The sequence below is a fragment of the Kitasatospora sp. NPDC034023 genome, from assembly GCF_055575795.1.
Window position 1 is genome coordinate 78408 of sequence record NZ_JBVIRY010000032.1, and the last position, 23990, is coordinate 102397.

The window sequence follows — 23990 nt, forward strand, 5'->3', positions numbered from 1 at the left end:
GACGGCGAGAGTGGGGCGGACCGACGTCCGTCACAGGGAAGGACCCACCCGTCATGAGCGGCCACCGGCCAGGTGCCCGGGCGAACCGAACGACACCCGGCGTACCCGACCTCACCCTGGACATCGAGCGCGTCCTGGGCCTCTCCGCCCGGCAGGCGGTCCGGGCCGGGTTCTGGTACGACCCGGAGCACCCCTTGGTGGTGTCCGTGGAGTTGCGCGTCGACGGCGGCCCCTGCGTGCGGTGGCGCATCGGTCGGGACCTGCTCCGGCGCGGGCTGTCCGCGCGCAGCGGGCTCGGCGACGTCCAGGTCCGGCCGTCGGAGCGCATGGACGATACGGAAGGGGCGGACGGTACGGAAGGGGCGGAGGGTACGGACCGGGCGACCGCGTGGCTCCGGCTGGTCTCCGCCGACACCGCGGCCCTGTTCGAACTGCCCGTCGCACCGCTGGCGGAGTGGCTGGCGCACACCTACGAGGCGGTCCCCGCGGGACGCGAACTCGCCGCCGTCGACTGGGGCACCATCACCACCGGCCTGCTCGACGCCCGGTGACCCCGGGCCCCTCTCCCCGAGCGGCATCATGACACCTCAGCATCGTCACCTCCTTGACTGGTGACGCCTTGCCATGGAACTCTTTCGTCACCGGCCAGAACGGTCACTCTTCGGTGAGGAAACCCCACATGACAGTCGTACGGTTCCATCTCGTCTCCACGCTCGGCCCGGAGGAGGTCCTGGCGGTACTGACCGACTTCGGCCCCTCCCGCGCCGAGACCTGGCCCACGATCGACGCGAAGCACTTCGAGGTCCACGACCTCGGCGACACCTGGGCCGAGGTCACCGAGGGCACCGCCGCCGCCTGGGAACGCGCCCGGTACGAGTGGAAGCCGGGCGGCGACACCGTCACCATCACCACCCTCGACTCCAAGCTCTTCGGAGCCGGCGGCGGCTGGGTCTTCCGGATGACCTCCGAGGACAACGGCACCCGGGTCGACGTCGAGCTCACCCGGCAACCCACCACCGTCAAGGGCAAGGTGCTCGCCGCCCTCCTCCCGGTGGCCGCTCCCCCGTCCCTGCGCAAGTCCTTCGCGGGGCCCCTGCGGGCCAAGTGACCTGTCCCGCAGCCCTGTTCGGCGGGGCCACGGCGGAAAACGGAAGACCGAGAGGGGCCGACAGCGCGAGCTGCCGGCCCCTTCGCCATGCCCATTCCGAGCCCCGAGGTCGACGCGGCGGGCGGTGGAACCGTCAAATGACGGTGCGTCCGACAGGCCGCGCGCGGCACGCCGAGCCGTCCCGGCCGCGTGAACTCCCCCGCATCGCACCGGGCCTTCACCGTCAAGTGACCGATGTGCGGGGGCCGCCCCGGGCGAAGAGTGGGGGCCGCACAGTTCGCACCTCGGAGGGGAACGCCTGCCATGTACCGCGACCAACCGCCCCTGTGGGCACGTTCGACGCCCGCGCACCTGCCCTCGCTGCTCCTGGACATCGACCGGATGCTCGACGAGTTCACCCGGCTTCCCGTGCAGGCGGAGTTCCGGTTCGATCCGGCGACGCCCGCGGTGATCACCGTCGAATTCCTCGCGGAACGCGGCCCGATCCTCATCTGGCGGTTCGGCCGCGAGCTCCTGCACCGCGGCCTGACGACGATGAGCGGCTGCGGCGACGTCCGGATGTGGCCGGCGCAGCCCGACGAGCGGGCCTCCTCCTGGCTGCTCCTCGAAACCCCGGAGCTGGAAGCCCTGTTCGAGCTGCCGACCGGGCGGCTGGCGGCCTGGCTGGACGCCACCTACCGGATCACCCCGGCCGAGGCGGAGCTGGACGGGATCGACTGGGACGGATTCCTCCACGGGCTGCTCGACCGCCCGGGAGCGCCGTCCGAATGAGCCCGGCCGGCCGCTTGCCCTGAGGATGACTTGCCGCCCCGTGCGTCACCTGTCAGAGTGGTGACGAATGCGGTGTCGTCGATCCACGGGCGAGCATGTTCACACGTGTGGCGCCCCGGTGGCCCATGACGACGCCGCACCGCAGGCCGCACACGCGGCGACCAGGAGGAATGACATGAAGAGCACCAACCCGGTCTTCTCCCGTTGGGGCGCCGCCCGCGCCGCCACCCTCACCGACGCCTCGGTGCGTCAACCGGTCGGCGCCATGGCCGGAGGCCCGTCGGCGGGCGGCTTCCGGACCGCCGACACCCTCACACCTGACGCTCCGACCGCTCCCACCGCTTCCACCGCTTCCACCGCTTCCACCGCTTCCACCGCGATGACCCTGGACGACGTCGTCATACGCACCGCGACGACGCTCGGCACCGTGACGCTGGCGGCGGTGCTTTCCTGGCTCCTCCTGCCGGTCGACGAGGCGCACCTCGGCCTCTCGTACGGGATAGCCGTGGGTGCCGCCGTCGTCGCCTTCGCGCTGTCGATGCTCCAGGCCGTCAGGCGGCTGCCGTCCCCGGCCCTGATCCTCGGATACGCGGCGTTCGAGGGCGTCTTCCTCGGCGTGGTCTCCAGCGCGACCTCGACCTACCTCGCCCCGGGCGTGGTCGTTCAGGCGGTCCTCGGCACCTTCACCGTGTCGGCGGCCGTGCTCGTCGCCTACCGGATGCGCTGGATCCGGGTCACCCGCCGGTTCGCCGGGTTCCTCACCGCCGCCGCGGCCGGCTTCCTCCTGCTGCTCCTCGCCGACCTCCTCTTCTCCGCCTTCGGCGCGGGCCACGGCCTCGGCTTCCACAGCGGCGGCCTCGGCCTCCTCTTCGGCGCGATCGGGGTCCTGCTCGGGGCGGGCTTCCTCGCCCTGGACTTCCGGCAGGTGGAGGACGCCCTCGCCGAGGGCGCGCCCCGCGAGGACGCGTGGCTGGCCGCCTTCGGTCTCACCACGACGCTGGTGTGGATCTACCTCGAGGTGCTGCAGGTCCTGACCATCTTCAACAACAACGACAACTGAGCTTCCCCGCTGGGGTTTTCCCCGACCGGGTTCCCCCGACGCCGGAGGGGCATGCGCGCCGCGCATGCCCCTCCGGCGTGTCCGCCCACGGGTCGATCGACGCGCTGCCGCCGTCGGGCGAGCTCGACCCCGCCGAGGCCTCCGAGGCCTTCGACGCCCCTCTGCCCCGCTGCCCCTGCCCGCCTGCCCGCCTGCCCGCCTGCCCGCCACGGTCATCGCCGATGCCACGCACCCGGGCCACGGAACGATGCCACGCACGCGGGCCACGGAGCAACGCGACCGACCCGGGCCGCGGGAACGCAAAAGGTCCCGGCCCGCGCCACGGGGGGCGCGGGCCGGGACGGTACCGGAGGGGATTCAGTGCCGGGAGGGAAGGACGCAGCGGAAGCTGGTGGCGGCGGCCGGGTCGCCGTGGCCGGTGTAGCGGGACACCTTGGGGTAGGCGCACACGTCGCGGCTGACGTTCTGCCCGGCGGCGTCGACCAGGGTGGCGGGCAGCGTCCTGGGGGCCTTGCCCTGCTCGACCCAGGCGGTCAGCGCGGCGAGGTCGTCGATGGTGCCGGCGCCCTTGTTGAGGCCGCAGTGGCCCGCGCCCGGGACGAGGAAGAGCCGGTAGAAGTCGTCGACCCGCTTGGTGCCGCCCATCGTCCGCTCGACCTGCCGGCGGTAGTCGACGGTTCCCTGGGTGGGGATGTACTGGTCGGCTTGGCCGTGCCAGGTCAGGAGCTTGCCGCCGGAGTCGCGGAAGGCGGAGAGGTCGGGGTCGTCGGTGCCGATGATCCGGTCGTACTCGACCCGGGACTGCTCGAACAGCTGGGTGAACTGGTCGTAGGTGATGGTCGAGACGTCGAACGACGGCTGCTTCTTCAGCCAGGTCGTGACCCAGAGCTTGGGCACCGGGAACGGTGCGCCCTTGGCCACGCCGTTCGGGTCGGGGGCGGTGCCGGCCAGTGCCGACAGGTCGGCCCCGACCGGGACACCGGACCACAGCTTCCGGCCCGAGGCGGTGCGCGGGCCCTCCCATATCTTGCGCACCACGGCCGCGTCGGCCGCCGTGATGGTCAGCTCCTTGCCGTTGCACACCACCTTGGTGCCGATCAGCCGGCGGGGGTCGAAGTCGCACCGCGCCGCGTCGTTGACGAGGTGGTCCTTGACGCCGTCGAGCGGGTCGCAGGCCTCGACGGCGGCGTCGGTGAAGGCCTTGAACTCGCAGGCGGACGGGTAGGTCTTCTCGTTGTTCATGACGACCTGCGGCCACAGGGTGGCGACTTCGAACTCGTCCCAGTTGACGGCGGGCGCGTTGGCGAGGATGCCGTCGAAGTCGTCGGGGTAGCGCTGGGCTTCCATGTAGCCCTGGCGTCCGCCGGTGGAGCACCCGTTGAAGTAGGAGTAGGCGGCGCCCCGGCCGTACGCGGCGGCGACGACCTCCTTGCCGACGATCGCCGCCTCGTGCTGGGACCGGGAGGCGAGGTTCTCGAGCAGCGCGGTGTTGACCTGCCCCTTGCCGTTCAGCGCCCAGCTGACGTCGACGGCGTCGCCGAGCCCGGCATCGGTGGTGGTCCCGGCGTACCCGTTCTTGACCGCGGCGCCCAGTCCGACGTTGTTGTCCCCGGCCGCGTAGGCGCTGCCGCCGACGGCCTGGAAGCGGCCGTTCCAGCCGGTCAGGGGGAGCCAGGTCCGCACCTTGGCATGGTCGTTGTCGCCGGGGTGGGTGATCGTGACGGTCACCTCGCAGTAGGCGGGGACGCCGGTCACCATGCCGCCCACGACCCCGGTCCCGTCGATGGTGCCGCCCTCCTGGCGGAGCGCCGTCACGGACTCCACCGTGGTGCCGGCGGGGGCCCGCACCGACACCGGCGAGCAGGAGAACGTGGCGGGTACGGAGCCGCTCCGGGCCTCCGCCGCCGCCATCGGCAGGTTCGCCGCGGCCAGGGCGGCGCCGGTCGCGAGCACGATCAGGAATCTCTTCATGGGTATCCCGTCCAGGTAGGTAGGTAGGTGTGTGCCCGGCCGCGAAGAAAGCGTGTGCGCGGCACATGAGCAGGGGGCTGGTCGAAAACATATCACCGGTCAAACAGGTGACGGTAGAGGTGTGGTGACGACAGGTCCGGTGGCGACGAGGGTCCGGTGACGCTCAGGCGTCCGACCGGTCCCGGGGCAGCCACCGGGAGTGGTGCCGCTCGGCCCAGGACCGGCGGACGTACCCGGTACGCATGCCGCGCCTCGACTCCGGGTCCTGGAACGCCTTGCGCAGATGCCCGATCAGCACGATGGCGATCGCCCAGGCCAGGACGTCGTGGACGAAGATCGCGCTGGTGCGGGAGATGGACGGCAGCAGCCCCGTGAACCACATCAGCAGTCCGGTGAACGCCATCACCAGCACGGCGCCGGCGATCCAGCCCGCGTAGAGCTTCTGCCCCGCGTTGAACTTGCCCGCCGGGCGCGCCCCGGGTTCCGTCCGGCGCCTGCGGGCGGCGCGCAGCCACTCCCGGTCGTACGGCGCGAAGCGGTTGAGCCTGCGCAGGTCCGCGCGGAACTCGGCGGAGAGCAGCCCGAGCAGGAAGGGCAGCGGCAGCAGGATGCCCGACCACTCGTGGACCGTGACCATCAGGTAGCGCCGGCCGACGAGTTGGGCCAGCGGCCCGAAGTACAGGCAGGCGGCGGAGGCCAGGCAGGCGAGCATCAGCCAGCCGGTGGCCCGGTGGACCATCCGCTCGGCGGTGCTGAAGCGGCGGACCCGGTCGACGCGGTGAGGCCGCCTCGCCGGGCCGGTCCGCCGCGTCGCGTCAGGCCGCCTCGCCGTGCCGGTCCGCGTCGTCGAGCCAGCCGTCGACCGCATAGCCGCGCTCCTCCCAGTAGCCGGGGACGACCTTGTCGGTGACCGAGATGCCGGACAGCCACTTGGCCGACTTGTAGAAGTACATGGGCGCCACGTAGAGGCGGACCGGTCCGCCGTGGGCGTGGGTGATGGGCGCGTCCTGCATGGTCAGCGCCACCAGGACGTCCGCGCGGCGGGCCTGCTCCAGGGTGAGGCTCTCGGTGTAGGCGCCGTCGAAGCAGGTGAACCGGACCGCCGCACCCGGGGAGCGCACTCCGGCGGCGTCGAGGAGGTCGGCCAGCTTCACCCCCTCGAAGGGCGTCCGGTCCACGCGCCAGCCGTCCGTGCAGAGCACGTCGTGGACGACCCGGGTCTGCGGCAGGGCGCGCAGGTCGCCGAGCGTGTAGGTCATCGGCCGGTCCACCAGTCCGTCGATCCGCAGTTCGTAGGTGGTCTCGTCCTTCTGCGGCACCGAACCGACGACGCTGTAGTAGCGGAAGCCGCCCGGGTTGGGCAGCAGTCCGGTCAGGCCCGTCGCGTCGTGCTCCGAGGCGGCGGCCAGGAACCGCTCCCAGCCGCGTTGGAGGTACGGCGCCGCGGCGAGCCCCGCGGCGCCCGCGCCGAGCATGCCGAGCACGGCACGCCGCCCGACCGGCGCGCCCTCGGCTCTCCGCTTCGGTTTTCCCGTCATGGTCAGTGCGCTCCTTCGAGGTGGCGGCCGCGCCGACGAGGCCGGAAACCCAGGCCGTCCGTGGTCGCGGGAACATACACACGTGTGAACATCGTCGAACCGTCCCAGCATCATCACCGGCTCAACTGGTGACGATGCTGACATGGCCCTCCATGGCTGTCAACGAGCCGACACCGCTGGGCCGGTGAGAAATGACGGCTGCCTACGAGCGACACCTGCTACGCTGCATGTGACCTGAGGTTCGTGTGATCGAGGAGTGGCAGACATGGCGGGTGACGACGACATCTCCGGGTGAGACCCGGATCTGACGGCCACCGGCCGGCGCTTCAGGGGCGCCGCAGCCGAAGTGGTCCGTTTCGTCGCACCCCCTTCCCCGCGTCTGCCCAGGGCAGAGCTCTCACTCCTGCCCTCAGTCTCCTTCGAGGTCACCTCCATGTCCGACGCCGCCATCGTCTGCTCCAACCTCTCCTTCGCCTGGCCGGACGACACCCCGGTCTTCCACGACCTGTCCTTCACCGTGCCCGCCGGCCGGACCGGCCTGGTCGCCCCCAACGGCTCCGGCAAGAGCACCCTGCTCAAGCTGATCGCCGGCGAACTCACGCCCACCACCGGCTCGGTGACGGTCGGCGGCACCCTGGGCTACCTCCGGCAGAGCCTCCCCCTGACCGGAGAACTCACGGTCGCCGAGGTACTCGACATCGCCGAGGTCGTCCGGGCCATCGACGCCGTGGAGTCCGGCGACGTCGACGAACGGCACTTCACCACCATCGGCGACGACTGGGACATCGAGGAGCGCACCCGCGCCCAGCTCGACCGGCTCGGCCTGGGCCACCTCGCCCTCGACCGCAGCCTGAGCACGCTCAGCGGCGGCCAGATCATCTCCCTCGGCCTCGCCGCCCAACTGCTCAAGCGCCCCGACGTCCTGCTGCTCGACGAGCCGACCAACAACCTCGACGCCGACGCCCGGCACAAGCTCTACGACGTGCTGACGGACTTCAGCGGCTGCCTGCTGCTGGTCAGCCACGACCGCGCGCTGCTCGACCGCATGCAGGGCATCGCCGAACTCGACGGCGGCGAACTACGGTTCTACGGAGGCGACTTCACCGAGTACGAGGAGGCCGTGCGGGCCGAGCAGGAGGTCGCCGAGAAGAACGTCCGCAACGCCGAGCAGGAGCTGAAGCGGGAGAAGCGCGAGATGCAGCAGGCCCGCGAACGCGCCGAGCGCCGCGCGAGCAACGCCGCCCGCAACCTCAAGAACGCCGGTCTGCCCCGCATCTTCGCGGGCACCATGAAGCGCGGCGCCCAGGAGGCGGCGGGCCGGTCCGGCCAACTGCACGCGGCCCGGGTCAGCGACGCCAAGTCCCGGCTCGACGAAGCCGGGCGCGCGCTGCGCGAGGAGCAGCGACTCTCCCTGGAGCTGCCCGACACCCAGGTGCCCGCCGGGCGCAACCTCTTCCTCGGCGAGGGCCTGCAAGTCCGGCACGCCGGCCGGGCCGTGTTCGCCGACGGCGGCGTCGACCTGAACATCCGCGGCCCCGAGCGCATCGCGCTCACCGGGCCCAACGGCGCGGGGAAGTCCACCCTGCTGCGGCTGATCACCGGCGACCTCACGCCGGACGACGGGCGGATCACCCGCAGCGACGGCCGGATCGCCTACCTCTCGCAACGGCTGGACCTGCTGGACCCGGACCTCACCGTGGCGGAGAACCTCGCCGCGTTCGCGCCCGAGCGGCCCGAGACGGAGCGGATGAACCTGCTCGCCCGCTTCCTGTTCCGCGGCGCCCGGGCGCACCTGCCCGTCCGGGTGCTCTCCGGCGGCGAGCGGCTGCGCGCCACCCTGGCCTGTGTGCTGTGCGCCGAACCGGCCCCCCACCTGCTGCTGCTCGACGAACCGACCAACAACCTCGACCTGGTCAGCGCCGGCCAGTTGGAGAGCGCGCTCCAGGCCTATCAGGGCGCCTTCCTGGTGGTCAGCCACGACGAGCGGTTCCTCACCGAGATCGGGGTGAACCGCCGGCTGCGGCTGGCCGACGGGGCGCTGCGGGAGACCGGGGGCCCCGGGGTGTGACCCGCCGGTGTGTGGCGTGGCCCGCGTCCGAGGCTTCGTGCTCGGCGGGCCCGCCACCGCTCACAGTCCGTAGACGGCCCCCACCCGCCTGCCCGGTTCTTGCGCCCCTCACAGTCACCTGTCAGGATGGTGATGTGAACCTTGACCATGTCTTCGTGTGCGGGCACCCGGCCCTCGACTTCGCGGCGACCCTCCGCGCGCGGCGCTCGACCCGGTTCGAGATGTTCGTGACGCCCGAGCGGCTGAACGCCTGGTACCTGGACTGCGGACTCGTGGACACCATCACGCCCGGCGGCGAGCAGGACGTCCGGGACGCGAAGACCGTGCGCGAGGCCGTCTACCGCCTCGTCACCAACCGCCTCTCCGAGGAGGAGTTCGACCGCGAGGCCCTCGCCGTGCTCAACGGCGCCGCGCGCAAGGCCCCCGTGACGCCGCAACTCACCATGACCGGGCGGCACAACGAGGCGACGCCCGAGCAGGCCCTGGCCACCGTCGCGCGACACGCCGTCGAACTCCTCAGCGGCCCGGACGTCCCCTTGATGAAGGAGTGCGGCAACCCGGAGTGCACGCGGATCTACATCGACCGCTCCCGGGGCATGCGCCGCCAGTGGTGCGGCATGGATTCCTGCGGCAACAAGATCAAGGCCGCCGCCTACCGCGCCCGGAAGAAGACCGCGCCGGCCCTGGGTGTGCGCTGACCCCACCCACCGACATGTTCCGCCCCGACCGCGCCGGCACCCTCGGCATGGGTACCATGCAACACCACCCATCTCGAGGAAGTGAACGGTTGTGACCCGCCAACCAGCCTCCACACTCCGGTCCCGGTACGTGGAACAGGTCGCATCGGACCTGGAGAAGAACCACCGGCGACAGCAGGAGCTGGAGGAAGCGATCAGGGTGTTGAAGCAGGAGGAAGCCCTCCTGGTCGACATCCTGTCCCTCGCCGAGCGGTACGAGGGCTTCTCTGACCCGTCACGTCTGCCCGAACAGACCCAGGACGAGCCCGTCGCCGCGCAGGCGCGACCGGCGGCGCACGCGACGAAGGCCGACGCGAAGGAGAACTCGCGCCGGCCTCTGCTCGGTGACCTCCTGGCGGACCTGCTGGGTCACCACGACGAGCCCTGCCCCGCGAAGGAGTTGCGCGAGGAGCTCATGGCGACGTACCCGAAGCGCAACCCGACGCCTCAGGTGGTACGGAACACCCTGGAATCCCTCGTGGCCAAGGGGCGCGTCCGGCGCCACAAGCAGGAGCGCACCGTCCTGTACACCCTCGTGACGCCGGGCGTTACCGACTGACCCACCGGCCCGCCGGCGCCACCACCCTCACCTGCGGCAGGTCACACGCGCCGCGTCACACGAAGTACCACGCTCCGGGACCGTACCCCGACGACACCACGGTTTCCGCCCAGTTCCACACCTGCGCGCCGTCCGGCCAAGGCCGCTCCCCTGAACGCTCCGGGCCCCGGCTCCGGCTGCGCCGCTCCGCAGGGCCCGTGGAACACCGGTCAGGGGCGTGACGACGGTGCGCGGCCGCCCGTTGATACGTGTGTGTCGTGGCGGCCATCTCCGGCCCTCGCTCTCCGGTCGGCGGTTCGGTGTGACGGCGGTGCTGCGTGACGGTGTGACGGTGGGAGCGGGTCCCGTGCGGCGGGGGTTCCGCACGGGACCCGCCGTCTTGGGGGGATCAGGCGGCGGCGGCGTTGATGGTGACGGGGATGTTGTCGCGCGTGGCCTTGGAGTACGGGCAGATCTGGTGGGCGGCGCGGGCGAGCTCCTCGGCGGTGGCCTGGTCCACGCCGCCGAGCACCGGGGTGAGGACCGCAGAGAGCGAGAACTCGTCGTCGTCGCCGTGGGTGAGCGTGATCTCGGCGGTGATGGTGGTGCTGGTCAGCCGGATCCTGCGGAGGGAGGCGGCGCGGCGCAGGGCGCCGAGGAAGCACGCGGCCCAGCCGGCGGCCAGGAGCTGCTCCGGGTTGGTCGCGGTGCCGGCGCCGCCCAGCTCCTTCGGGAGGGCGAGGCCGGTCTCCAGCAGGCCGTCGGAGGACCGGACGCGACCGCCGTTGCGGCCCTCTCCGTCGACGTTGACGACGGCGGTGTAGCTGACTGCCATGGTGCGCTCCCCATCTGGGTCGAAAGGTATCCGTCCGCCGTCTGACCGGGGCCAGGCCGGGGCCGGGGCCGGGGTCGAGACACGTTTCTCGTCACCGGTTGAGGCGGTGATGAAATGATGGCAGCCACCCACATCACCAGTCAAGACAGTGACGCACACCTGCCTCACACTCCGACCCGAACACCAACCCGAACACCGACCCGCACCGGCGACCCGATCTTGACGCCCGCTCAGACCTTCCATCACCCTTTCACTAATCGAATAGTGAAAGGGTTCTTTGTCGATGCCCCTGGCCCTCTCCCCGCACAGCCCGCCCCGCCCCCTCCCGCCCGCGGCCCCGCTCCGACGGGCCGCCCGGCTCGCCCGCCGCCCTGCCGCACTGGCCTGGGGCCTGGCGGCGGGCTTCGCCGCGCTCTACGCCTGCGTCGCCGTCAACCGGCACCGGCGCGGCCTCACCAAGGCCTACGACCTGGGCATCTTCGAACAGGCCGTCCGGGCGTACGCGCACCTCCGGCCGCCGATCGTGCCGCTCAAGGGGCCCGGCTTCCACCTGCTCGGGGACCACTTCCACCCGCTGATCGCCGTCCTCGCCCCCGCGTACCGGGCCTTCCCGACCCCGCTCACCCTCGTGGTCGCCCAGGCGCTACTCATGGCGCTGGCCGTCGTTCCGCTCACCCGCTGGGCCCACGAGGTGGCCGGGCCGCGGGTGGCACTGCTCGTCGGCTGCGCCACCGGGGCCTCCTGGGGGATCGTCAGGGCGGCGGCCGACGACTTCCACGAGATCGCGTTCGCCGTCCCGCTGCTCGCCTTCGCCGCCACCGCGCTCGGCCGGCGCCGCCCGCTCGCCGCCGCGCTCTGGTCGCTGCCGCTGCTGCTGGTCAAGGAGGACCTGGGGCTGACGGTGGCCGCCGTCGGCCTGCTGATCGCCTGGCAGGCCCGGCAGGCCCGGCGCTCTCCGCTGCCGGGGCTCGCCCTGGCCGCCGTCGGCGTCGCCACGACCGCGCTGACCGTGCTCGTGGTGCTGCCCGCGTTCAACCCGAGCGGGGGCTTCGACTACTGGCAGCAGTTGGGCGGCGGCGGACAGCCCTCGGTCTGGGCCCTGCCGTTGCGGCTCGGGTGGCCGCCGGTCAAATGGCTGCTGTTGTTCCTGCTCGCCGCCACGGCCGGCTTCCTCGGCCTGCGCTCGCCGCTCTTCCTGCTCTGCGTGCCCACCCTGGCCTGGCGGCTCTTCTCGGCCAACCCGCACTACTGGGGCGTCAGTTACCACTACAGCGCGGTGCTGATGCCGATCGCGCTCGCCGCCCTGGTCGACGCCGTGCGCCGCTGCGGCGGCCCGCGCCCGGCCGACCCACCGACCCTGACCACCCTGACCGACCCACCGGCCCGGACCGCCCGACCCGGACCGCTCCCCCGCCGCGCCCGGCGCGCACTCACCGTCAGCGCCCTGGTGACGGCCGTGACGCTGCCGCTCTACCCGCTGCACGAGGTGGTGATGCCGGAGGCCTGGCGCACTTCGCCCCGGCTCACCGAGACCCGGGCGATGCTCCGGCTGATACCGGACGACGCCACGGTGGCCGCCTCCAACCGGCTGGCGGCCCAGCTCACCAGCCGGGCGGAGGTCACCCTGGTGTGCCGGGAGCCGGTGTGGCCGGGGCCGGAGTGGGTGGCCGTCGACCTGCGCGACCCGAGTGTCCAGGCCCCGTGCGCCATCGCCGACACCACCCGCATGCTGACGGTGTACCAGGGTTTCGGCTACCGGCGGCTGGTCGAGCAGGACGGGCTGCTCCTGCTCAAACGCCCCTGACCGGGCCGCTCCTCCCGCCCCCGCCCTCGGTCCGTCTTGACCATCGCGCCGCAGTGGGCCACCATTCCACTATTGAACTAGTGAAAGGCCGGAACGCCGGTGATCGAGTACCGCATCGAGCGGCGCAGCGGCGTCTCCACGTACCAGCAGATCGTGCAGCAGACCAAGCAGGCTCTGCGGCTCGGACTGCTGCAGCCCGGAGACAAGCTGCCGACCGCCCGTGAGGTGGTGGAGCTGACCGCGATCAACCCCAACACCGTGCTGAAGGCCTACCGCGAACTCGAGCGCGAGGGGCTGGTCGAGCCCCGCCCGGGGCTCGGCACCTTCGTCCGGCGCTCGCTCGCCCGGCCGGAGGCGGCGGCCGACGGTCCGCTGCGCGCGGACCTGGTCGGCTGGGTGGACCGGGCCCGGGAGGCCGGGCTGGAGCGCGAGGACATCTCCGCGCTGATGGCCTCCGTCCTGGAGCAGCGTTTCGACACCGGGGTCTCCCCGGAAACACCGAACTGAGAACAGTGGGGGGACCGGGTGGAAGACCCGACAATCATGACGCCCGCGCTGGAGGCCGCCGGCCTCGGCAGGCGATTCCGGGGCGACTGGGCCCTGCGCGACTGCGACTTCACCGTCCCGGCCGGGCGGATCTGCGGCGTGGTGGGCCCCAACGGCGCGGGCAAGAGCACCCTGCTCTCCCTCGCCGCCCGCCAACTCTCCGCCAATGAAGGTGAGTTGCGCGTGTTCGGCAAACCGTCCGGCACCCCGGACGAGCGCGCCCGGGTCGCGTACGTGGCGCAGGACAAGCCGCTCTACCCGGGCCTGACCGTCGCCGAGACGCTACGGATGGGCCGCGAGCTCAACCCGGCATGGGACCACGAGACTGCCCAACGCATCGTCGACCAGGGCGAGTTGCGACCCAAGGCGCGGATCGGCTCGCTCTCCGGCGGCCAGCGCACCCGGGTCTCCCTGGCGCTCGCCCTCGGCAGGGTCCCCGACCTGCTGCTGCTCGACGAGCCGATGGCCGACCTCGACCCGCTCGCCCGGCACCAGCTCATGGGCACCCTGATGTCGGCCGCCGCCGAACGCGGCACCACCATCGTGGTCTCCTCGCACATCCTCCCCGAGCTGGACGGCGTCATCGACCACCTGCTGCTCGTCCAGCGCGGAGGGATCCGGCTGGCCGGCGACCTGGACGATGTCCTGGACGGCCACCAGCTGCTCACCGGGCCCGCCGAGGCCGCCGACCTCCCGGCCGATCTGGTGGTCGAGCAACGCGTCGGCGGCCGCCGGGCCACCGCGCTGGTACGCACCGGGGAACCGCTCGACGGCCCGTGGGAGAGCGAGCGGCCGAGCCTGGAGGACCTGCTGCTCGGCTATCTGCGCGCACCGGCCGATCCGCGACCGGACACCACCCCGGCGAACGACCAGCACCGGAACGAGAAGGCCGCCGCATGAGTACGAACGTCCTGCCCGACCGCGCCACCGCGCCCGTGGGCCGCCGCCCCGCCACCCCTCGACTGCGCGGACTTCTCTGGCTGTCGATCCGTCAGAACCGCGCCCTGCTGTGGGCATTGGCCGCCCTGCTGGTCCTGGTGGGGGCCGACCTCCTCTGGATCCACCTCGTCAGCAGCCACATCGTGGGCGTACTGCGGCGGACCGGCTGCTACAGCCCCGAGAGCTGGTCCGGCGCCCGGTGCTGGAACTTGCTCTCGCCGATCGACCGGCCGACCTTCTGGTACACCCAGGTCCTCCAGCCCGCGGTGACCGCCGTCCCGCTGCTCATCGGCGTCTTCGTCGGCGCGCCACTGCTGGCCCAGGAGTACGAGCGCGGCACGATCCGGCTGGTCCGCGCGCAGTCCGTCAGCCCGATGCGCTGGCTGGCCGCCCGCCTCGCGGTGCCCGGTCTCGCCGTGCTGGCCTTCAGCGGCACGCTCGCCGTCCTGATGACCTGGGTGTGGTGGACGGACATCGTGCACGGGCCGGCCGCCTTCGATCCGCCGTTCCAGTTCTTCACCTATCCGGCGCTCGGGGTCGCGCCGGTCGCCTGGTCACTGTTCGCGCTGGCACTGGGCGTCCTCGTCGGCCGGCTGGTGCGCCGGACACTGCCCGCGATGTTCCTCACCGGCGCACTGGTCGCGGCCGCCCACGGCCTGATCCGCTGGGCCCGCCCGTACTTCCATCCGATCGTGGACGAAGTGGTCCCGCTGAGCCCCGCGCACCCGTACATCGCGCAGCCCACCAACGCGTGGCTGATCGACCGCGGCGCCGTCCTGGCCGACGGCAGCCGCGTCGGCGACGACGCGTGCCGGTACACCACGTGCGACGGAGCCACCGGCTCCTGGCTGCGGTACCACCCGGTCGGCCACCTCGTACCGATCCAGCTCGTCGAGGCCGGCATCCTGCTGGCGCTCACCGCCGTCATCCTGGTGGTCGCCTTCCGCCGGATCCGCACCTGACGAGCCCGGCACGGCCGAGCGGGACAGGGCGGGTCGGGACAGGGCAGGTCGAACAGGCGGGGCAGGTCAAGGCGGGGCGGGTCAGGCCTTCTTGACCACGCTGGACTTGAGCTGCATCGCCCCGAAACCCTCGACCCGGCAGTCGATGTCGTGGCCGTCGACGCCGTCGACCAGGCGGATGTTGCGAACCTTGGTGCCGGCCTTGATGCCGGAGGCGCTGCCCTTGACCTTCAGGGCCTTGATGACGGTCACGGTGTCGCCGTCGCTCAGCACATTGCCGACCGCGTCCTTGACCACCCGCTCGCCGGCCCCGACGGAGCCGGCCCCGGCGGAGGCGGCCTCGCCGGCGTCGGCGGGCGCCCACTCGTGGCCGCACTCCGGGCAGACCATGAGGGCGTTCATCTCATACGTGTACTCGCCGGCGCACTGCGGGCAAGGGGGAAGGTTGTCGCTCATGTGATCAGGATATCCAGTCACCCGAGGGGCGTTTCCCGTGGTCAGCGGGCACGAGGCGCTCGGCGCCGCCTCCCCGGGAGGCGCCGGGCGCGCCCACTGCCGATACTGGGGCCGCACCCGAGGCGGCCGGGCACCGCCCCGATCGAGCATGGGAACCGAGGAGGACGCCATGACCGGATCCGTGGTCGCCGGCTTCGACGACTCGCCCGAGAGCCTGGCCGCCACCGAATGGGCCGCCCGGGAGGCGCGGCGCCGCGGCCTCCGGCTCGAACTCCTCCACGCCTGGCCCTGGCCGAAGCGGGACGTGGTCGGCAGCGACCAGAGCTACCGGCACACCCTGTTGCGACTCGCCGCCCGCGAGGCCGCCCTGCGCGCCCTCGCCCCCGGGCTGACGGTCTCCTCCTCGTCCGTGTCCGCCGAGCCCGCCGAGGCACTGGAGGCCGCCGCGCAGAGCGCCGCCGTGCTCGTCCTGGGCTCACGCGGGCTGGGCACCGTCCGCGGTTTCCTGGTCGGCTCGGTCAGCCAGGAGGTGCTGCGCCGGGCCGCCTGCCCGGTGGTGCTCGTCCGGGCGGGCGAGGAGGAGGCGGACGGCGCGGTGACGGTCGGCCTCGACCTGGCGCATCCGGCGGACCCGGTGCTGGCGTTCGCCTTCGAGGCCGCCGCGCTCCGCTCGGCGCCGCTGCGCGTGGTCCACGTCTGGGCCCCGCCGGCCGGCAGCGAGCACATGTCCTACGGCGCCATCGGCGGGCTGGAGGGCGAGGTGTCCGCCGACGAGCGGGCCGATCTCGCGGAGGCCCTGGAGTCCTGGCGGGCCCGGCACCCCGAGGTGGCCGTGAGGGCCGACCTGGTCCGGGGCAAGCCCACCGTCGAACTCGTGGACGCCGCGGCGACGGCCCGGCTGCTCGTCGTCGGCCGCAGAAGCCACAGGATGCCGCGCCTCCACCACCACCTCGGCCCGGTCGCGCACGCCGCGATCCACCATGTCCACTGCCCGGTCGCCGTCGTCCCGTACGGCTGACCCGGCCGCCGCCGGAAGCGCCCCGTCAGGAGTCGCGGGCGCCACCCTCATGCGCGAAACACGGGTAGCCCGGCAGCGGCTCCACCTGCCAGCCGTCGGCGACCTCCCGCAGCAGTCGCCGCATCGTCTCCGTGAACGCGGGGAACCCTTCGAGCCGCGCCGCCGTCTCCCAGCGGTGCCTGAGCACCTGGCGCCTGGTCGCCACCGGCCGCCGGGTGCGGTGCATCGGGCCGTCCTCGGCGGTGCGCGGCAGCAGGCGCAGGGTCGCGTTCGCCGTCCACACGGCCACCGCTCGCGCCATCCCTGCCTCCCACACCGCGTCCTCCGCCAGCGCCGGATACACCGGGACGACCTCGGCCCGGTACGCCGCCTCGATCCGCCGGGCGATCCCGGCCGGCAGGGCGAAGACGCACCAGCAGGTGGCGAACGGCATCCGGCAGTACGCCGCGGTCAGGAACACCGACTGGTAGCAGGCGACCTCGAAGTCGAGCAGCCGCAGACCGTCCGGGGTGAGCAGGTTGTTGTCCGGGCAGGTGTCGCCCGGGGAGAACGCCGGGTACTCCTGGCCGACCGCCGTCCCGATCCGCGCGAGCTCCTCGACCAGGCCGCCCGGCACGGCGACACCGGCCGCTTCGAGCACGCCGGGGAGGTCGGCGGCGTTGCGGGCGATCCACGGCTCGTCCGCCCAGGTCGGCAGGCCGATGTCGTACCGCGCCCACAGCCGGGTGAGGTCGGCGCGCCGGTCCACCGACCGTGCCGCCAGTCGGCCGAGCCCGACCGCCCAGGCCAGCAGCCCGTCCTCGGCGGCCTTCGGGTCGTCCCCGAGCAGCACGTCCGCGAGCGTCGGCGCGTCGCCGAGGTCGGCCAGGACCAGCAGCGGCACCTCCGGGTCCACCCCGAGCACCGGCGGGCCGGCCAGGCCGAGCGAGAGCCCGGCGGCCTCCGCCGTGAAACCGCGCAGGGCGTCCGGTCCGCCGGTGTAGGCCTTGACGACGACGCTCCGTCCGTCGGCCGTCCGACAGCGCAGCACACTGGTGCGGCTGCTCCCGCCCAGGTCGGCGGGATCGGACAGCCGGGTGGCGAGCAGGCGCTCGGCGGCACGCATGATCTCGTTCACCCGGGCATCCTGTCACCCACACGCCCGGCGTCGGAGCCCTTTCGTCCGGAGACTGACGTCGTACGTTCGACCCCACCACCCGGCCCACCCTGAGGAGTACGCCATGGCCGACCGCGACCACCTGCTCGCCGCCCTCGAACTCGCCCACAGCGCGCGAGCGCACGGCAATCACCCCTTCGGCGCGCTGCTGACCGACTCCGACGGGAACGTCCTGCTCAGCGCCGAGAACTCGGTGCTGTCGGACCGCGACGTCACCGCCCACGCGGAGACCAACCTGGTGCGGCAGGCGTCCCGCACCCTGGCCCCGACACAGCTGACCCGGGCCACCCTGTACAGCAGCACCGAGCCGTGCGCGATGTGTGCCGGCGCGATCTACTGGAGCGGCATCCGGCGGGTCGTCTACGCGCTCTCCGCCACCGAGCTGAACGCCATCGCGGGGGTCGACCCGGAGGAGCCGGTGCTCGACCTGCCGTGCCGACAGGTCTTCGCGGCCGGCGGCAACACCGTGGAGGTCTCGGGGCCGCACCTGCCCGAGGAGGCCGCCGCGGTGCACACGGGGTACTGGGGGTAGCCGGGCGGGGTGAGGGACCGCGCTACAGTCCGTCCCATGAGCGAGTCCGCATCCCCGCCCTTCGGAAACTTCCCAACGGCCTTCGCCGCCCTGGAGGTTCGCGACGACCTGGCCGCCCCCGTGGCCGACGCCCTGAAGAACTGGGACGCCAGGGACGCGGCCGCGGCCGTGCTCTACGTGGACACCGACCCCGAGAAGGCGGACACCGCGGTGTTCTGCGCGGCCTACGACACGCCGCCGGAGCTCTCCGCGAACTGCGTGGTGGTCGCCGCCAAGCGCGCCGGCGAGGTCACGCACGCCGCGTGCCTCGCCCTGGCCACGACCCGGGTGGACGTGAACCGGGCGGTCCGTACCCACCTGGGGGCGCGGAAGGCGTCCTTCGCCCCGGTGGACACCGCGGTCGAGCTGACCGGCATGGAGTACGGCGGCATCACCCCCGTCGGCCTGCCCGGCGCCTGGCCACTGCTCATCGACGAGGCCGTGGCCGCCGCGCCGTACGTCCTGGTCGGCAGCGGTCGGCGCCGGGGCAAGCTGATCCTCCCCGGGTGGGCGCTGGCCCGGCTGCCGGGCGCCGAGGTGCTGCCGGGCCTGGCCGGCTGAGCGGTCGGCCGACGACCGGGGTGCCGCCGCCGTCACCCGGGTGCCGGACCGTACTGGCGGCGGCATCGGGTGGCCCGCACCGTGGTGGAAGGGGCGACGACCGACAGGACGGTAGACATGGACGCGAACGACTCCGCTCCCCGCGTCGTGGTCGGCGTCGACGGCTCGCCGTCGTCGCACGCCGCGCTGCGCTGGGCGGTCCGGCACGCCACGCTGATCGGCGGGGTCGTGGAGGCGGTGGGCGCGTGGGAGCCGCCGAGCCACGTCGGCTGGTCGGCGCCGGTGGTCGACATGTCCTTCGACCGGGACCTCGCCGGGCGGCGGTTCGCCGAGGAACTCCGCACGGTGCTCGGCACGGACCGCCCGGTGGAGGTTCGGCCGACGATGGTGCTGGGCGACCCCTCGGACGTCCTGCTGGACGCGTCGAAGGGCGCCGAGGTCCTGGTGGTCGGAAGCCACGGCCGCGGCGGCTTCACCCGGGCCCTGCTCGGCTCGGTCAGCACGCGCTGCGCGCAGCACGCCGCCTGCCCGGTGGTCATCGTCCGCGCGCAGTGACGACCCGCGGCCCTCGCCCGGGCGTCCAGGCCCGGCGGGGGCGCGCGGGTGCTCGCGGGGAGCACCCGCGGTTTCCGGCTACGCGGCGCCGCTGACGCCCGGGGCGACGAAGCGCCGATGCAGCGGGCTGAACACCGTCTCGGGCTCACCGGGGATGCCGGCCTTCTCGATCGCGGGTGCCAACCGTTCGGCGAAGAACGTCTCGAACGCCTGCTGGGACTCCCACACATCGGTCACGTGCAGGCCCTGCGCGTCGAACCAGGCGACGTGCAGCTGCCCACCGGCCGGCTCGACCTCCTCCCAGCGGACTTCGTCACGCACCGTGTCGTACTGCTCGGGCGTGGCCTCGGCCCACCGCATCGACATCACCACAGCCATGTCACCGCTCCCTTGCTCTCGTCCCTGCTCTCGTCGCGGTTCCCAACCCCCGGTGCTTCCAGCCAACTCCCGCTCCCGCCCGCGCGCACCTCGACCGGCCCGCGCAGCCGATAGGGTGTGGGGATGAACCGGCCCACCCCGGCGGAGCGGTCGACGGGTATGCGACCGTGGCGGTTCGTCGTGTGGTTCGGGATCGTGAGCCTGCTCGCCGACTTCGTCTACGAGGGCGCCCGGTCCGTCACCGGGCCGCTGCTCGCCTCCCTCGGCGCTTCCGCGCTGGTGGTCGGCGTGGTCACCGGAGCCGGGGAGGCCGCGGCGTTCGGCCTGCGGCTGGTGTCCGGGCCGCTGGCGGACCGCACCGGCCGGTTCTGGGCGCTGACCATCGCCGGGTACGCGCTGACCGTCGCCGCGGTGCCGCTGCTGGGCGTGGCCGGGACGCTCACGGCCGCGTGCGTGCTGGTGGTGGCGGAGCGGGTCGGCAAGGCCGTCCGGTCCCCGGCCAAGGACACCCTGCTCTCGCACGCCACCGCCGCCACCGGCCGGGGCCGGGGGTTCGCGGTGCACGAGGCGCTCGACCAGTTCGGCGCGGTGATCGGCCCGCTCACCGTGGCCGGGGTCCTGGCCGTGACCGGTAGCTACGCGCCCGCGCTGGGCGTCCTCGCCGTGCCGGGCGTCGCGGCGCTCGCCCTGCTGGTGTGGCTGCGCGCCCGCGTGCCCGAACCCGCCCGCTACGAGCCCGCCTCCACGCCCGCCCACCCCTCCGGCGGCAACAGCGACGGCGGCGAAGAGGCCGAACCGCCGCGGCTGCCACGTGCGTTCTGGGTGTACGCGGCCTTCACCGCGGCGACGACCGCCGGCTTCGCCACCTTCGGCGTGGTCTCCTTCCACCTGGTCCAGCGCCACCTGGTGTCCGTGTCGTTGGTGCCGGTGCTGTACGCGGCGGCGATGCTCGCCGACGCCGTCGTCGCGCTGGCCACCGGCTGGCTGTACGACCGGGTCGGGCCGCGCGTCCTCGCGGTGCTGCCGGTGCTGGTCGCCGCGATGACCGCGCTCGCCTTCAGCGGCACGCGGGCCGCCGTGGTCGCGGGCGTCCTGCTGTGGGGAGCGGTGATGGGAGTTCAGGAGTCGACGCTGCGCGCCACTGTCGCCGACCTCGTGCCCGCCGCCCGCCGGGCCACCGCCTACGGCGTCTTCGCCGCCGTCGTCGGCGCCGCGACCCTGGCGGCGGGCGCCCTGACCGGCGCGTTGTACGAGGTGTCCGTGCCGGCCCTGATCGCGGCGGTGACGGTCGTCCAGGCGGGCGCCCTCGTCCTGCTCGTGGCCGTCCGACCCGACCGCGAGTCACAGGTTGATGACGGTAGAACAACCAAGGGCCCGGAATGAGGGAAGGCTATCCTTAGAAAGGTTAGCCTTCCCTCATGAACAGTCTGCTGTCGGCCGCGAACACGGCCGGATACGCCACGCCCCAGCTCTGGCGGGTCCTCACCAAGACCGGCTACTTCATCGGCCTCAGCGGAGCCATCGGCACCACCGTCACGTACGCCACCACCGTCCGCCCCGCCCTCAGGACGGCTGAGCGCAGCGGGAACAGCGACGACGCCGCGGTCCTGAGGTCCGGATCGGCGGCCTGCCTCGCCGGGGCGGGCGTGGTGCTGCTGCTCGCCGGCTACTTCCAGCTCGCCGCCCGCGTCGCCCGCTCCGGCAAGGGCACGCCCTTCGGCGACGCCCTGGCCCCCGGCCGGATCCGGGACTTCCTCCAGGCCCCCGCCGCCAAGGACGCCTGGGTCGCCCAGGGCACCGTCTACCTGGTCCAGAACCTCGTCCTCCTGGCCACGGCCGCCGCGCTGATCGCCCTGTTCGTCCCGGCCGCCCGCCGGCACACCGACCGCATCGCCTTCGCCGTCCTGCCGGCCGCGCTCGCCGTCACCCTGGTCGCCGCCGTCCCGACCACCTCGCCCGCCGACCTCGACCGCTGGCTCGACCTGGCCCTCGACCAGGTCCACATCGTCTCCGGCACCGTCTGGCTCGGCGGCCTCGCCCTGCTCGTCGCCCTCGCCGGCACCCGCGGCCGCCTCGGCGACGGCGCCGGCCTGCTGTGGGCCGACCTGTGGCGCCGCTTCGGCCTCGTCGCCATGGTCTGCGTCGGCGCCGTCCTCGTCTCCGGCCTGTGGCTCAGCTGGAAGCACGTCGGCTCGGTCTCCCAGCTGTGGACCACCGGCTACGGCCTCGCCCTGCTCGTCAAGGTTGTCCTCGTCCTCGGCCTGGTCGCCGCCGGTGCCGTCAACCAGTTCTGGCTGATGCCGCGCATCGCCCGGGCCCGCCGCGCCGACGACACCGCCTCCCTGCGCCACCTCACGCTGCGCCACTTCCCCCTGGTCGTCTGGGGCGAGGCCGCCCTCGGGGTCGCGGTCCTGGTGGTCGTGCCGTTCCTCGCCGGGTCCGCCCGCACCGAGGCCGGCAGCGCCAAGGCCGTCTCCTCCGGCAGTGTCTTCGCCGCCGGCGCCGCCCTGGTCGTCGCCCTGGCCATCTCCTTGTACGCCACGGCCAAGGCCTCCGAGGCGATGGCCCGTCGCCCGTCTGCCACCCCGGCGGCGACCCTCTGACACCACCGGCCCTCACCACCCCCGCGCGCGTCGCCGACCCGGGTGTCCTCCGGACCGGCAGCGCGCGCTGGGGCGTCCGCCTCCGGATGCGCCCGGCCGTCCGGGGTGGTCGACTCGACACGACGGGAAGTCTCGGGGGGCGTCACCGAGAGGAGCCGTAGCAATGCCGAAGGTTTCCAAGCAATCCGCGCCACAGGTCCAGGAGTTCGGACCGGTGACCGACCGCCGGGCGGAGATGGACGGCTACACCGTCGAATTCGTCTCCTTCGCCGCCGACGCCGACCTCGACGGGCCGCTGCAGGCGCTGCCCGACGGGTCGTGCCAGTGCCCGCACTGGGGCTACGTCATCGCCGGCCGCATGCGCTACGTCTTCGGCGACCAGGAGGAGGTGTACGAGGCCGGCGACACCTTCTACCAGCCGCCGGGCCACCGGCCGTACGTCGACGCCGGCACCGAACTGCTGCAGTTCAGCCCGACCGACAAGCTCGCCCGGACCGAAGAGGCCATCGAGGACTGGATGAGCCGCCAACAGGGCGGCACGCCGTAGCCCCTGCCCCCGCCCCCGCGCTAGTCCGGCAGGCGTTCCGGGTGGGTCAGGTTGGCCCCGCTTCGGGGGTCGAAGACGTGGATCCGCGCGGTGTCGACCCACAGTTCCAGCGGGCTGCCCTCGGTGGCGCGGGTGGCGGTGTTCAGCCGTGCGACGACGCGGTGCTCCTGCATGCCGGTGTCGGCCCGGCCCGAGTCCGCGGCGAGTTCGGCGAGTTCGTCCGTCGGCGCCGGCCCGCCCTCCTCGGCGAAGTGGACGTAGACGTCCGAGCCCACGGACTCCCTGACCTCGACGGCGACGGTGCAGGTGACCCCGCCGGTGTGCCCGACCCCGGCGTACCCGACCCCGGTGTGCTCGGTCAGGGAGGCGTCCTCGAAGTCCTCGGGGCGGATGCCGACGATCAGTTCGCGCGGGGCGTCCGCGTGCTCGAGGGCGCGCCGGGTGCGGTCGTCCAGCGGCAGCGCGCCGAGTGAGGTGCGCAGCGCGTTCTCCTCCAGCGCGGCGCCGAGGAAGTTCATGCCGGGCGAGCCGATGAACCCGGCGACGAAGAGGTTGACCGGCTCGTCGTACAGGTGTTGCGGCGAGCCGACCTGCTGGACGACGCCGGCGCGCATGACGACGACCCGGTCGCCGAGCGTCATGGCCTCCACCTGGTCGTGGGTGACGTAGACGGTGGTGGTGCCCAGGCGGCGCTGGAGCGCGGCGATCTGGGTGCGCATCTGGACCCGGAGTTTGGCGTCGAGGTTGGACAGCGGCTCGTCCATCAGGAAGACCTTGGGGTCGCGGACGATCGCCCGTCCCATGGCGACCCGCTGGCGCTGTCCGCCGGAGAGGTTGGCGGGCTTGCGGTCGAGGTGCTGGGTGAGGTCGAGGATGCGGGCGGCCTCTTCGACCTTGGCGCCGATGGTCGCCTTGTCGACCTTGGCGAGGCGCAGCGCGAAGCCCATGTTGTCGCGCACGCTCATGTGCGGGTAGAGCGCGTAGCTCTGGAAGACCATCGCGATGTCGCGGTCCTTGGGCGCGCGGTCGTTGACGACCTGTCCGGCGATGCGCAGGGTGCCTTCGGTGATGTCCTCCAGGCCGGCGATCATGTTGAGCGTGGTGGATTTGCCGCAGCCGGACGGGCCCACCAGGATGACGAATTCGCCGTCGGCGATGGTGAGGTTGACGTCGTGGACGGCGAGGGCGCCGTCGGGGTAGCGCTTGGTGATGCCGTCGAGGACGATCTCGGCCACGGTTCGCCTTCCTGTTCCTGGTCCGCCGGGTGG

26 protein-coding genes are annotated in these 23990 nt (G+C 72.9%); 18 read left to right on the plus strand and 8 right to left on the minus strand.

From position 1 onward, the window contains the following. Positions 1-53: 53 nt before the first annotated feature. The 4 genes from ACZ52R_RS33165 (at position 54) to ACZ52R_RS33180 (ending at position 2939) form a co-directional block, all read left to right on the plus strand. The gene (locus ACZ52R_RS33165) at positions 54-551 is read left to right on the plus strand and encodes an SsgA family sporulation/cell division regulator (RefSeq protein ID WP_465754691.1); all 498 of its coding nucleotides are present in this window, start codon (positions 54-56) and stop codon (positions 549-551) included. 128 nt (positions 552-679) lie between these two features. Then, positions 680-1108, plus strand: coding sequence for an SRPBCC family protein (locus ACZ52R_RS33170; RefSeq protein WP_465614894.1), 429 nt, complete (start codon positions 680-682; stop codon positions 1106-1108). A 303-nt stretch (positions 1109-1411) separates the two neighbouring features. Further along, complete coding sequence (locus ACZ52R_RS33175) at positions 1412-1879, plus strand: SsgA family sporulation/cell division regulator (RefSeq protein ID WP_465754692.1); 468 nt, start codon at positions 1412-1414, stop codon at positions 1877-1879. 175 nt (positions 1880-2054) lie between these two features. Next, positions 2055-2939, plus strand: coding sequence for a Bax inhibitor-1/YccA family protein (locus tag ACZ52R_RS33180; RefSeq protein ID WP_465754693.1), 885 nt, complete (start codon positions 2055-2057; stop codon positions 2937-2939). 357 nt (positions 2940-3296) lie between these two features. Here ACZ52R_RS33180 and ACZ52R_RS33185 read toward each other — a convergent pair whose 3' ends face one another. The 3 genes from ACZ52R_RS33185 to ACZ52R_RS33195 all read right to left on the minus strand — a co-directional run bounded on the left by ACZ52R_RS33185 (position 3297) and on the right by ACZ52R_RS33195 (position 6448). After that, complete coding sequence (locus ACZ52R_RS33185) at positions 3297-4910, minus strand: tannase/feruloyl esterase family alpha/beta hydrolase (RefSeq protein ID WP_465754694.1); 1614 nt, start codon at positions 4908-4910, stop codon at positions 3297-3299. A gap of 163 nt (positions 4911-5073) precedes the next feature. After that, the gene (locus ACZ52R_RS33190; protein ID WP_465754695.1) at positions 5074-5778 is read right to left on the minus strand and encodes a cytochrome b/b6 domain-containing protein; all 705 of its coding nucleotides are present in this window, start codon (positions 5776-5778) and stop codon (positions 5074-5076) included. After that, on the minus strand, positions 5726-6448 hold the full coding sequence (locus tag ACZ52R_RS33195; protein ID WP_465754696.1) for a molybdopterin-dependent oxidoreductase: 723 nt from the start codon (positions 6446-6448) through the stop codon (positions 5726-5728). Before ACZ52R_RS33195 ends, ACZ52R_RS33190 begins: the two co-directional genes overlap by 53 nt. Positions 6449-6881: 433 nt before the next feature. On the opposite strand from ACZ52R_RS33195, the gene abc-f reads away from it, so the two are divergent. The 3 genes from abc-f to ACZ52R_RS33210 all read left to right on the plus strand — a co-directional run bounded on the left by abc-f (position 6882) and on the right by ACZ52R_RS33210 (position 9812). Next, a complete protein-coding gene (gene abc-f / locus ACZ52R_RS33200) occupies positions 6882-8516 on the plus strand; it encodes a ribosomal protection-like ABC-F family protein (protein ID WP_465614888.1) in 1635 nt (544 codons plus the stop codon). Between the two features lie 134 nt (positions 8517-8650). Further along, on the plus strand, positions 8651-9214 hold the full coding sequence (locus ACZ52R_RS33205; protein WP_465614887.1) for a CGNR zinc finger domain-containing protein: 564 nt from the start codon (positions 8651-8653) through the stop codon (positions 9212-9214). Between the two features lie 130 nt (positions 9215-9344). Beyond that, on the plus strand, positions 9345-9812 hold the full coding sequence (locus ACZ52R_RS33210; RefSeq protein ID WP_396288244.1) for a hypothetical protein: 468 nt from the start codon (positions 9345-9347) through the stop codon (positions 9810-9812). Between the two features lie 388 nt (positions 9813-10200). Here ACZ52R_RS33210 and ACZ52R_RS33215 read toward each other — a convergent pair whose 3' ends face one another. Beyond that, positions 10201-10626 (minus strand): Ohr family peroxiredoxin, encoded by a 426-nt coding sequence (locus tag ACZ52R_RS33215; protein WP_465614886.1) that lies wholly within the window; start codon positions 10624-10626, stop codon positions 10201-10203. 283 nt (positions 10627-10909) lie between these two features. On the opposite strand from ACZ52R_RS33215, the gene ACZ52R_RS33220 reads away from it, so the two are divergent. The 4 genes from ACZ52R_RS33220 to ACZ52R_RS33235 all read left to right on the plus strand — a co-directional run bounded on the left by ACZ52R_RS33220 (position 10910) and on the right by ACZ52R_RS33235 (position 14877). Beyond that, a complete protein-coding gene (locus ACZ52R_RS33220; protein ID WP_465754697.1) occupies positions 10910-12430 on the plus strand; it encodes a DUF2079 domain-containing protein in 1521 nt (506 codons plus the stop codon). 99 nt (positions 12431-12529) lie between these two features. Continuing rightward, positions 12530-12937, plus strand: a complete 408-nt coding sequence (locus ACZ52R_RS33225; RefSeq protein WP_360501900.1) for a GntR family transcriptional regulator — start codon at positions 12530-12532, stop codon at positions 12935-12937. Between the two features lie 36 nt (positions 12938-12973). Next, a complete protein-coding gene (locus ACZ52R_RS33230; protein ID WP_465754705.1) occupies positions 12974-13876 on the plus strand; it encodes an ABC transporter ATP-binding protein in 903 nt (300 codons plus the stop codon). Further along, entirely contained in the window at positions 13873-14877 is a 1005-nt protein-coding gene (locus ACZ52R_RS33235) for a hypothetical protein (protein ID WP_465614884.1), read from the plus strand. The genes ACZ52R_RS33230 and ACZ52R_RS33235 overlap by 4 nt, the downstream gene beginning before the upstream one ends. Positions 14878-14958: 81 nt before the next feature. Here ACZ52R_RS33235 and ACZ52R_RS33240 read toward each other — a convergent pair whose 3' ends face one another. Beyond that, entirely contained in the window at positions 14959-15333 is a 375-nt protein-coding gene (locus ACZ52R_RS33240) for a zinc ribbon domain-containing protein YjdM (RefSeq protein WP_465614883.1), read from the minus strand. A gap of 169 nt (positions 15334-15502) precedes the next feature. Between ACZ52R_RS33240 and ACZ52R_RS33245 the strand changes: the two genes are divergently transcribed. Then, positions 15503-16351 carry a universal stress protein gene (locus ACZ52R_RS33245; RefSeq protein ID WP_465660618.1) on the plus strand — a complete coding sequence of 283 codons (849 nt, stop codon included), beginning with the start codon at positions 15503-15505 and terminating at the stop codon, positions 16349-16351. Positions 16352-16376: 25 nt separating this feature from the next. Here the strand turns inward: ACZ52R_RS33245 and ACZ52R_RS33250 are convergent, their stop codons facing one another. Further along, positions 16377-17468, minus strand: a complete 1092-nt coding sequence (locus ACZ52R_RS33250) for a hypothetical protein (RefSeq protein WP_465614881.1) — start codon at positions 17466-17468, stop codon at positions 16377-16379. Positions 17469-17571: 103 nt separating this feature from the next. Between ACZ52R_RS33250 and ACZ52R_RS33255 the strand changes: the two genes are divergently transcribed. The 3 genes from ACZ52R_RS33255 to ACZ52R_RS33265 all read left to right on the plus strand — a co-directional run bounded on the left by ACZ52R_RS33255 (position 17572) and on the right by ACZ52R_RS33265 (position 19194). Then, on the plus strand, positions 17572-18039 hold the full coding sequence (locus ACZ52R_RS33255) for a nucleoside deaminase (protein ID WP_360501884.1): 468 nt from the start codon (positions 17572-17574) through the stop codon (positions 18037-18039). Positions 18040-18075: 36 nt separating this feature from the next. Continuing rightward, positions 18076-18639 (plus strand): YbaK/EbsC family protein, encoded by a 564-nt coding sequence (locus ACZ52R_RS33260; protein WP_465614880.1) that lies wholly within the window; start codon positions 18076-18078, stop codon positions 18637-18639. 117 nt (positions 18640-18756) lie between these two features. Beyond that, a complete protein-coding gene (locus ACZ52R_RS33265) occupies positions 18757-19194 on the plus strand; it encodes a universal stress protein (RefSeq protein ID WP_465614879.1) in 438 nt (145 codons plus the stop codon). A gap of 78 nt (positions 19195-19272) precedes the next feature. Here ACZ52R_RS33265 and ACZ52R_RS33270 read toward each other — a convergent pair whose 3' ends face one another. Then, positions 19273-19572 carry a hypothetical protein gene (locus ACZ52R_RS33270; protein ID WP_360501876.1) on the minus strand — a complete coding sequence of 100 codons (300 nt, stop codon included), beginning with the start codon at positions 19570-19572 and terminating at the stop codon, positions 19273-19275. 123 nt (positions 19573-19695) lie between these two features. Here ACZ52R_RS33270 and ACZ52R_RS33275 point away from each other — a divergent pair, with 123 nt between their 5' ends. The 3 genes from ACZ52R_RS33275 to ACZ52R_RS33285 all read left to right on the plus strand — a co-directional run bounded on the left by ACZ52R_RS33275 (position 19696) and on the right by ACZ52R_RS33285 (position 22722). Then, positions 19696-20955: an MFS transporter gene (locus ACZ52R_RS33275; RefSeq protein WP_465660620.1), complete on the plus strand. Its 1260-nt coding sequence runs from the start codon at positions 19696-19698 to the stop codon at positions 20953-20955. Positions 20956-20990: 35 nt separating this feature from the next. Next, on the plus strand, positions 20991-22175 hold the full coding sequence (locus ACZ52R_RS33280; protein ID WP_465660622.1) for a CopD family protein: 1185 nt from the start codon (positions 20991-20993) through the stop codon (positions 22173-22175). 163 nt (positions 22176-22338) lie between these two features. Next, entirely contained in the window at positions 22339-22722 is a 384-nt protein-coding gene (locus ACZ52R_RS33285; protein ID WP_465754698.1) for a cupin domain-containing protein, read from the plus strand. Between the two features lie 20 nt (positions 22723-22742). Here ACZ52R_RS33285 and ACZ52R_RS33290 read toward each other — a convergent pair whose 3' ends face one another. Next, positions 22743-23957 (minus strand): ABC transporter ATP-binding protein, encoded by a 1215-nt coding sequence (locus ACZ52R_RS33290; protein WP_465614875.1) that lies wholly within the window; start codon positions 23955-23957, stop codon positions 22743-22745. Positions 23958-23990: the final 33 nt, after the last annotated feature.

Coding starts and splice junctions, on each gene's coding strand:
- ACZ52R_RS33165 (WP_465754691.1), top strand. CDS start 54: ATGAGCGGCCACCGGCCAGGTGCCCGGGCGAACCGAACGACACCCGGC.
- ACZ52R_RS33170 (WP_465614894.1), top strand. CDS start 680: ATGACAGTCGTACGGTTCCATCTCGTCTCCACGCTCGGCCCGGAGGAG.
- ACZ52R_RS33175 (WP_465754692.1), top strand. CDS start 1,412: ATGTACCGCGACCAACCGCCCCTGTGGGCACGTTCGACGCCCGCGCAC.
- ACZ52R_RS33180 (WP_465754693.1), top strand. CDS start 2,055: ATGAAGAGCACCAACCCGGTCTTCTCCCGTTGGGGCGCCGCCCGCGCC.
- ACZ52R_RS33185 (WP_465754694.1), bottom strand. CDS start 4,910: ATGAAGAGATTCCTGATCGTGCTCGCGACCGGCGCCGCCCTGGCCGCG.
- ACZ52R_RS33190 (WP_465754695.1), bottom strand. CDS start 5,778: ATGCGGTCGACGGCTGGCTCGACGACGCGGACCGGCACGGCGAGGCGG.
- ACZ52R_RS33195 (WP_465754696.1), bottom strand. CDS start 6,448: ATGACGGGAAAACCGAAGCGGAGAGCCGAGGGCGCGCCGGTCGGGCGG.
- abc-f (WP_465614888.1), top strand. CDS start 6,882: ATGTCCGACGCCGCCATCGTCTGCTCCAACCTCTCCTTCGCCTGGCCG.
- ACZ52R_RS33215 (WP_465614886.1), bottom strand. CDS start 10,626: ATGGCAGTCAGCTACACCGCCGTCGTCAACGTCGACGGAGAGGGCCGC.
- ACZ52R_RS33220 (WP_465754697.1), top strand. CDS start 10,910: ATGCCCCTGGCCCTCTCCCCGCACAGCCCGCCCCGCCCCCTCCCGCCC.
- ACZ52R_RS33230 (WP_465754705.1), top strand. CDS start 12,974: ATGACGCCCGCGCTGGAGGCCGCCGGCCTCGGCAGGCGATTCCGGGGC.
- ACZ52R_RS33235 (WP_465614884.1), top strand. CDS start 13,873: ATGAGTACGAACGTCCTGCCCGACCGCGCCACCGCGCCCGTGGGCCGC.
- ACZ52R_RS33240 (WP_465614883.1), bottom strand. CDS start 15,333: ATGAGCGACAACCTTCCCCCTTGCCCGCAGTGCGCCGGCGAGTACACG.
- ACZ52R_RS33245 (WP_465660618.1), top strand. CDS start 15,503: ATGACCGGATCCGTGGTCGCCGGCTTCGACGACTCGCCCGAGAGCCTG.
- ACZ52R_RS33255 (WP_360501884.1), top strand. CDS start 17,572: ATGGCCGACCGCGACCACCTGCTCGCCGCCCTCGAACTCGCCCACAGC.
- ACZ52R_RS33260 (WP_465614880.1), top strand. CDS start 18,076: ATGAGCGAGTCCGCATCCCCGCCCTTCGGAAACTTCCCAACGGCCTTC.
- ACZ52R_RS33265 (WP_465614879.1), top strand. CDS start 18,757: ATGGACGCGAACGACTCCGCTCCCCGCGTCGTGGTCGGCGTCGACGGC.
- ACZ52R_RS33270 (WP_360501876.1), bottom strand. CDS start 19,572: ATGGCTGTGGTGATGTCGATGCGGTGGGCCGAGGCCACGCCCGAGCAG.
- ACZ52R_RS33275 (WP_465660620.1), top strand. CDS start 19,696: ATGAACCGGCCCACCCCGGCGGAGCGGTCGACGGGTATGCGACCGTGG.
- ACZ52R_RS33280 (WP_465660622.1), top strand. CDS start 20,991: ATGAACAGTCTGCTGTCGGCCGCGAACACGGCCGGATACGCCACGCCC.
- ACZ52R_RS33285 (WP_465754698.1), top strand. CDS start 22,339: ATGCCGAAGGTTTCCAAGCAATCCGCGCCACAGGTCCAGGAGTTCGGA.